The organism is Streptococcus sp. 449_SSPC (genome assembly GCF_001073005.1).
GTDB lineage: Bacteria > Bacillota > Bacilli > Lactobacillales > Streptococcaceae > Streptococcus > Streptococcus salivarius_F.
Window position 1 is genome coordinate 84,750 of the sequence record NZ_JVGR01000018.1, and the last position, 6,252, is coordinate 91,001.

At 37.3% G+C, this 6,252-nt stretch carries 6 protein-coding genes and 1 pseudogene; 3 read left to right on the forward strand and 4 right to left on the reverse strand.

Going from position 1 to position 6,252, the window contains the following annotated elements; translation table 11 throughout:
• Positions 1 to 28: 28 nt before the first annotated feature.
• The 4 genes from ADH51_RS03495 to ADH51_RS03510 form a co-directional block, all read right to left on the reverse strand.
• Positions 29 to 676, reverse strand: coding sequence for a metal-dependent transcriptional regulator (locus tag ADH51_RS03495; RefSeq protein WP_022496818.1), 648 nt, complete (start codon positions 674 to 676; stop codon positions 29 to 31).
• A 79-nt stretch (positions 677 to 755) separates the two neighbouring features.
• Positions 756 to 1,682 carry a metal ABC transporter substrate-binding protein gene (locus ADH51_RS03500; RefSeq protein WP_021144383.1) on the reverse strand — a complete coding sequence of 309 codons (927 nt, stop codon included), beginning with the start codon at positions 1,680 to 1,682 and terminating at the stop codon, positions 756 to 758.
• A gap of 19 nt (positions 1,683 to 1,701) precedes the next feature.
• Positions 1,702 to 2,541 (reverse strand): metal ABC transporter permease, encoded by an 840-nt coding sequence (locus ADH51_RS03505; protein WP_021147014.1) that lies wholly within the window; start codon positions 2,539 to 2,541, stop codon positions 1,702 to 1,704.
• Complete coding sequence (locus ADH51_RS03510) at positions 2,531 to 3,259, reverse strand: metal ABC transporter ATP-binding protein (protein ID WP_002890643.1); 729 nt, start codon at positions 3,257 to 3,259, stop codon at positions 2,531 to 2,533. The genes ADH51_RS03505 and ADH51_RS03510 overlap by 11 nt, the downstream gene beginning before the upstream one ends.
• A gap of 289 nt (positions 3,260 to 3,548) precedes the next feature.
• Between ADH51_RS03510 and ADH51_RS03515 the strand changes: the two genes are divergently transcribed.
• The 3 genes and pseudogenes from ADH51_RS03515 to ADH51_RS03525 form a co-directional block, all read left to right on the forward strand.
• Complete coding sequence (locus tag ADH51_RS03515; protein WP_037601179.1) at positions 3,549 to 4,022, forward strand: membrane protein; 474 nt, start codon at positions 3,549 to 3,551, stop codon at positions 4,020 to 4,022.
• Positions 4,019 to 4,414, forward strand: a complete 396-nt coding sequence (locus ADH51_RS03520) for a DUF4430 domain-containing protein (protein WP_048674434.1) — start codon at positions 4,019 to 4,021, stop codon at positions 4,412 to 4,414. The genes ADH51_RS03515 and ADH51_RS03520 overlap by 4 nt, the downstream gene beginning before the upstream one ends.
• A 174-nt stretch (positions 4,415 to 4,588) precedes the next feature.
• Positions 4,589 to 6,202: pseudogene (locus ADH51_RS03525) on the forward strand (phosphoenolpyruvate carboxylase); the annotation flags it as partial.
• Positions 6,203 to 6,252 lie beyond the last annotated feature (50 nt).

Here is a 6,252-nt window from a genome sequence, read left to right on the forward strand (position 1 = left end):
TCTAAGGGTGTTTATCAGCCTCGCTTTTTTAGTTTGATTCAATATAAAGGTTGCTAGCAACAGTTTCTGGAATTTGAATTTCTTTTCCATCAATATTCAGGCGGTAGAGTTGTGTAAAAGGGTCAAAGCCTTTCAAGGTAAAAGTTACTCCAATTTTAAGACCGACAGTTTCCAAATAATGGAGTAAATCAATTTGATCCTGAACTCGACGAAGTACATAGTTTCCAGGAGTTAGGTCTTGTGTAAAAGTCTGGTTGTAGATTTCCTCTATGAGCTGACCTGACTTGGGGATTTGCCCACCGTGTGGACAGGTTTGGGGGTAATTGAGTAGGCGGTCAAGGGCATTGATAAAGTGATCAGAGACAGTATGCTCTAAAATTTCAGCCTCTTGATGAATTAGGTCGCAAGTATATTGCAAGTGGTCCACCAAAAAGACTTCGATGAGACGATGTTTCCGATAGAGTTCAGCGACATTGATTTTACCAGTTTTCGTTAGAAGATAGCCCTTGACTTTGTCTTTGATGATGAGGTCTTCTGAAATCAATTTCTTAATCATTTCCGTCACAGCAGGTGGAGACACCTGCATACGGTTTGCGATTTCCTTATTGCTTATTTTACCTTCTTCAGTACCAATCTCATAGATACATTTGAGGTAGTCTTCTTTATTAGGTGTCATTTCTCTTCCTTTGAAAATAGTCTCACCTTAGTATAACAGATTTATCATAAGAATACAGAATATTTCTTAGATGAGATTTTTACTGATTCAAGCCTTGGGTGATTTTATCCAGATTATATTTCATCATGTTGTAGTAGCTATCACCGTCTTGCCCTTTTTCAGCAATAGAATCTGTAAAGATCTTTGCATAAATAGGAATATTGGTATCCTTAGATACTGTTTTCATAGGGCGTTCATCGACACTAGATTCGACAAAGAGAGCTGGTACCTTTGTTTGACGTAGTTTTTCCACGAGTGTTTTGATTTGGTCTGGTGTGCCTTCTTCTTCTGTATTGATTTCCCAGATGTAGGCAGATGGTACGCCATAGGCTTTTGAGAAGTATTTGAAGCATCCTTCACTAGTGACAATCAGTTTTTTCTCATCGGGAATCTTGTTAAATGTTTCTTTAGCTTCTTGGTCCAGTTTACTAAGTTTGTCAGTATAGGATTTTAGATTCTTTTCGTAGTAGGTCTTGTTTTTAGGGTCCTTAGCAATCAGTTGCTTGGCAATATTTTGAGCATAAATAATCCCATTTTCCAGATTAAGCCAAGCGTGGGGATCCTCTTTACCTTTTTCTGACTGACCTTCAAGATAAATCACCTCAACACCATCACTAACTGCAAAATAATCTTTATTTTCTGTCTTATGAGCATTCTTGACTAACTTAGTAAACCAAGCATTTCCACCAGTTTCTAAATTGATACCGTTGTAAAAAATCAAGTCAGCTTGCGATGTCTTCTTTACATCATCAGGAAGGGGTTCGTATTCGTGAGGATCCTTACCAACGGGGACAATACTGTGGAGAGTGATTTTATCTCCGGCAATATTTTTGGTGATATCAGCAATAATGGAATTGGTCGTAACGACTCGTAATTTATCCTTGTTACTGCCTTGTTTATTGGTACAAGCTGTTAGAGTAACTACCGCTAAAAGTAGTAGTACTATTGTTGATAGTATTTTTTTCATATTATTTTCATCCTATTTTTTATTGTTTAGAAGTTTTATTCATGCCACTTTGTTTTGGGGCGATGAAAAAGCTGATGAGAAAGAGTAGAGCAGACGTTAATACAATGCTCGAACCAGCTGCAATATTAAAACTATAGCCGATAAAAAGACCTAGAACAGATGCCAGAGCCCCCAATCCTGATGAGAGAAGAATCATTGTTTTTAGGCTATGAACATAAAGGTAGGCAGTGGCAGCCGGTGTAATTAAAAGTGCCACAATAAGAATAGTGCCAACACTCTGCATGGCAGTTACAGAAACCAAAGTTAGAATAACCATAAGTAAGTAGTGGTAGAAGGTGACCTTAACTCCCATAGACTTGGCCAAAATTGGATCAAAGGATGTTAGGAGTAGAGGGCGAAAGAAGATTGTAATAGTTGCTAGTACGAGAAGTGAAACGATAATCGTTATCCACATATCCATGTCTTGTACAGCTAGAATATTCCCGAAGAGAATATGAAAGAGATCTGTGGAACTATTAGCAACACCGATGAGAATAATACCGAGAGCTAGAAAGCTCGAAAAGGTAATCCCAATTGCCGTGTCACTCTTAATAATGGAATTGCTTTTGATATAGGTAATCATTGTAGAAGCTAAAAGTCCAAAGATGATGGCTCCTATGAAAAAGTTAATACCCAAGATAAAGGAAGTAGCTACGCCGGGTAAAACCGCATGTGAAATCGCATCACCCATAAGCGACATGCCTCTTAGAATAATAAAACAACCAACAGCCCCTCCGACAATTCCAATAACTAAAGCCGTTATAAGAGCATTTTGTAAGTAGTGGAAATTTAGCAAACCATCAATAAATTCAGAAATCATTTACATCTCCTTTATAAAATAAACTGTTACCGTAGGTTTTACGGAGATTATCCTCATTAAAAACAAGATTAGTAGGCCCACTAGCAATCAGTTTACGATTTAGGAGGATAACTTGGTCAAAATAATGAGGAACTTTGCTCAAATCATGGTGGACAATAAGAATAAGCTTACCTTTGTCCCTAAGTTCTCTCAAGGTGTTCATGATAATATCTTCGCTAACAGAGTCAATCCCTACAAAGGGTTCATCTAATAAAATAATATCAGCCTCTTGTACAAGACAACGAGCGATTAGAACACGTTGAAATTGCCCTCCTGATAATTGGCTTATTTGTCGATGGGCCAAATCATTTAGACCAAGTAGTGTTAAAGCATCTGTGACCTTAGACCAATCACTCTTAGATAGACGTTTAAAGAACTTGGTTTTGGGATAGAGTCCTAGAGAGATGCACTCTCTGACAGTAATCGGAAAGTTAAAATCAATATCAGCCTTCTGTGCAACATAGGAAATACGATTCAATTGCTGACGAATAGGTTGTTTATTGAAAAGGATTTTTCCAGAGTGAGGAATAATACCAATTAATGCTTTAATTAGAGTTGATTTACCAGCACCATTTGGTCCAATAATCCCAGTAATACTAGGTCCCTCCAAGTTTAAGGTGATATTATCCAGAGCTAATGTCTGTTGGTAAGACACATTAATATTTTCAATTTGAATCATTAGCTACCTCCTTGAGTTTAATATACTTTAAAATAAAAAATAAGTCAAGTTAACTTTTATAATTAATCAAACTTAATTATTTACTGTTGTCAAGATGACAGAGGATAGTGAATGAGAGTACACTTTTTATATCAAATATTCAGCCTGCTCAAACCGTTTGATATTTGGGAGAGGCAACAAGGGACATTATTTTCTTCAATTTGTACGATCTTACTCTGTATTTCAAGAAATCTTTAGTTTTTATTTTTTAAAACTAGTCATATTTCCTTATTTCTGGCATAATAGATATATGAAACTAACGATTCAACGAATGGCTCGAATTGCCATTCTGTCAGCTCTGGCGGTAGGATTGCGGTCAGCATTTATAGGATTGCCAAATATTCAGCCTATTACAGCTATGTTTTTTGTGGCTGTTCTTTATTTGGGTTTGCTTGATGGTCTATTGATTATGGCTTTAACCATGTCCATCTCAGGATTCATCTTTGGTTTTGGTCCTTGGGTCTTTAATCAGATTCTGGCCTTCGGCGTCTTGATGGCTTTTTGGAGTTTGATTGCACCTAGGTTATCACTTGTCTGGCAGATTGCTTTGGTAACTCTTTTGTCCTTTTTCTATGGAGTTCTCCTTGATTACGGGTATGGCCTTCTATTTAAAAGTGGGATTACCTTTGTTATTTCTGGTCTACTTTACGACACCTATCATGCAGTATCGACGCTTCTATTTTATCCATTCATCCAGTCTATTTTTAGGAGGTTTTTGAAATGAAAAAATTATCGACCTATCTCTTTCTCGCCTTATCACTTGTTACCCTAGCAGCCTGCGGAAAAAATGAGGCAGCTAAACTTACTAGTAGCACAAACAATCATCAGTCTAAGGTTCAAGGTCAGGTGACTTTGATTTTGAAAACGGAAAAGGAAAGTAAGAAAAAATCAGTAGAAATCCAAAAAGGTGATACAGTGCTTGATGTCTTGGAAGAGGTATATCCTGTTCAAGAAAATGATGGCTTCATCACTGAGATTGATGGTATTTCTCAAGATAAAGATAAGGGCATCTATTGGATGTTTGATGTTAATGGGAAACTTGGTGAAAAAGCAGCCAACCAACTTAAGGTTGAAGATGGCGATGAAATCAAATTCTATCAAAAAAAGTATAATTAAGATTCTGAACTCTGTTTCAGAGTTTTTTTTTATAAAGTTCGGAAATAGACTTAAATAATTGTTTGAAAAAGTCGGAAAATTGCAAAATAACTGACGATTTAAAGGAAAATAGTTTACTTTTGTTTTAAAAGTGATATGATAAAAGGGTACTACATAAAGTAAGGAGAATACGGTTTGGCTTTTAACAAATTGGAAAGCAGTAACAACCAGGAAATCATCTCTGAAGAAGTTGGTATCTTGAAAGAATTGTTGGATGATGCAACACGAGGCATGGCTGGAGAGCAAGGTCTCACAACTATCCAACATTTGGTTGAACTTTATGATGAAGGTGACTATGTGGCCCTTACACAAGCCATTTCAGAAATGACGAATGACGATATGGTCGTTGCATCACGTTATTTCTCTTTGTTACCTCTCTTGATTAATATCTCTGAGGACGTGGATTTGGCTTATGAAGTCAACCACAAGAACAATATTGATGAATCTTATCTAGGTAAGTTGTCTGAAACCTTTGATGTTGTCGCTGAAAGTGATAATGCACGTGACATTCTTGAACATGTCAATGTCGTGCCAGTATTGACAGCTCACCCAACTCAGGTTCAACGTAAAACTATGCTTGAATTGACTAACCACATTCACGAACTTCTCCGTAAGCATCGTGATGTTAAGGCTGGTCTTATTAACAAGGATAAATGGTATGCAGATTTGCGTCGTTATGTAGAAATTATGATGCAAACAGATATCATTCGTGAGAAAAAACTTAAGGTTAAAAATGAAATCACTAACGTTATGGAGTATTACAACTCCTCATTGATTAAGGCGATTACAAACTTATCGCATGAATTCAAACGTTTAGCGGTTGAAAAAGGTATTGAACTTGACAATCCAACACCTATTACTATGGGTATGTGGATTGGTGGTGACCGTGACGGGAACCCATTTGTAACAGCAGAAACTCTTAAACTTTCTGCAACAGTACAAAGTGAAGTTATCCTCAACTACTATATCGAAAAAGTTGATAATCTTTACCGTTCATTCTCCCTTTCATCACGCTTGACTAAGGTTTCAGATACAGTAGCAGAGATGGCGAAACATTCTCCAGATACATCTGTTTATCGTGAAAATGAACCTTACCGTCGTGCTTTCAGTTACATCCAGTCTAAGTTGATTCAAACACTTCTTTTCTTTAAAGAAGGAAACTTCAGCAAGGAAAGAGTTGCTAAACGCCTTTCTGAAAATGTTCGTCTGGGTTCGGCTTCAACAGGTGAAGTAGTAGCTGATTACGTGCAACAACGTCTCAGCCAAAGTCTTCAAGCTGTCTCACAACAAACAACAGAATTCTACGAAACAGCAGATGCCTTCCATGACGATCTTTTGGCGATCAAAAATTCACTTCTTGAAAACGACGATGCTGTCTTGATTTCAGGTGATTTCGAAGAGCTTCTTCAAGCTGTAGAAGTCTTTGGTTTCTATCTTGCTACAATCGATATGCGTCAAGATTCTAGTGTTCATGAAGCATGTGTAGCAGAGTTGCTTAAATCTGCAAATATTGTTGATAACTATAGTGAATTGACTGAGGTTGAAAAGGTTGCTGTTCTTCTTAAAGAATTGCAAGAAGATCCTCGTACCTTGTCATCAACTAATGTGCCTAAGTCTGAAACACTTGAAAAAGAATTGGCAATCTTCCGCACTGCTCGTCTCTTGAAAGACTATATCGGTGAAGATGTCATCAAACAACATATCATTTCTCACACTGAGAGCGTTTCTGATATGTTTGAGTTGGCCGTAGAAGGCTGAGGCAATGGTCGCCATCATGCCAGCAGGCCCCCCACCAATAA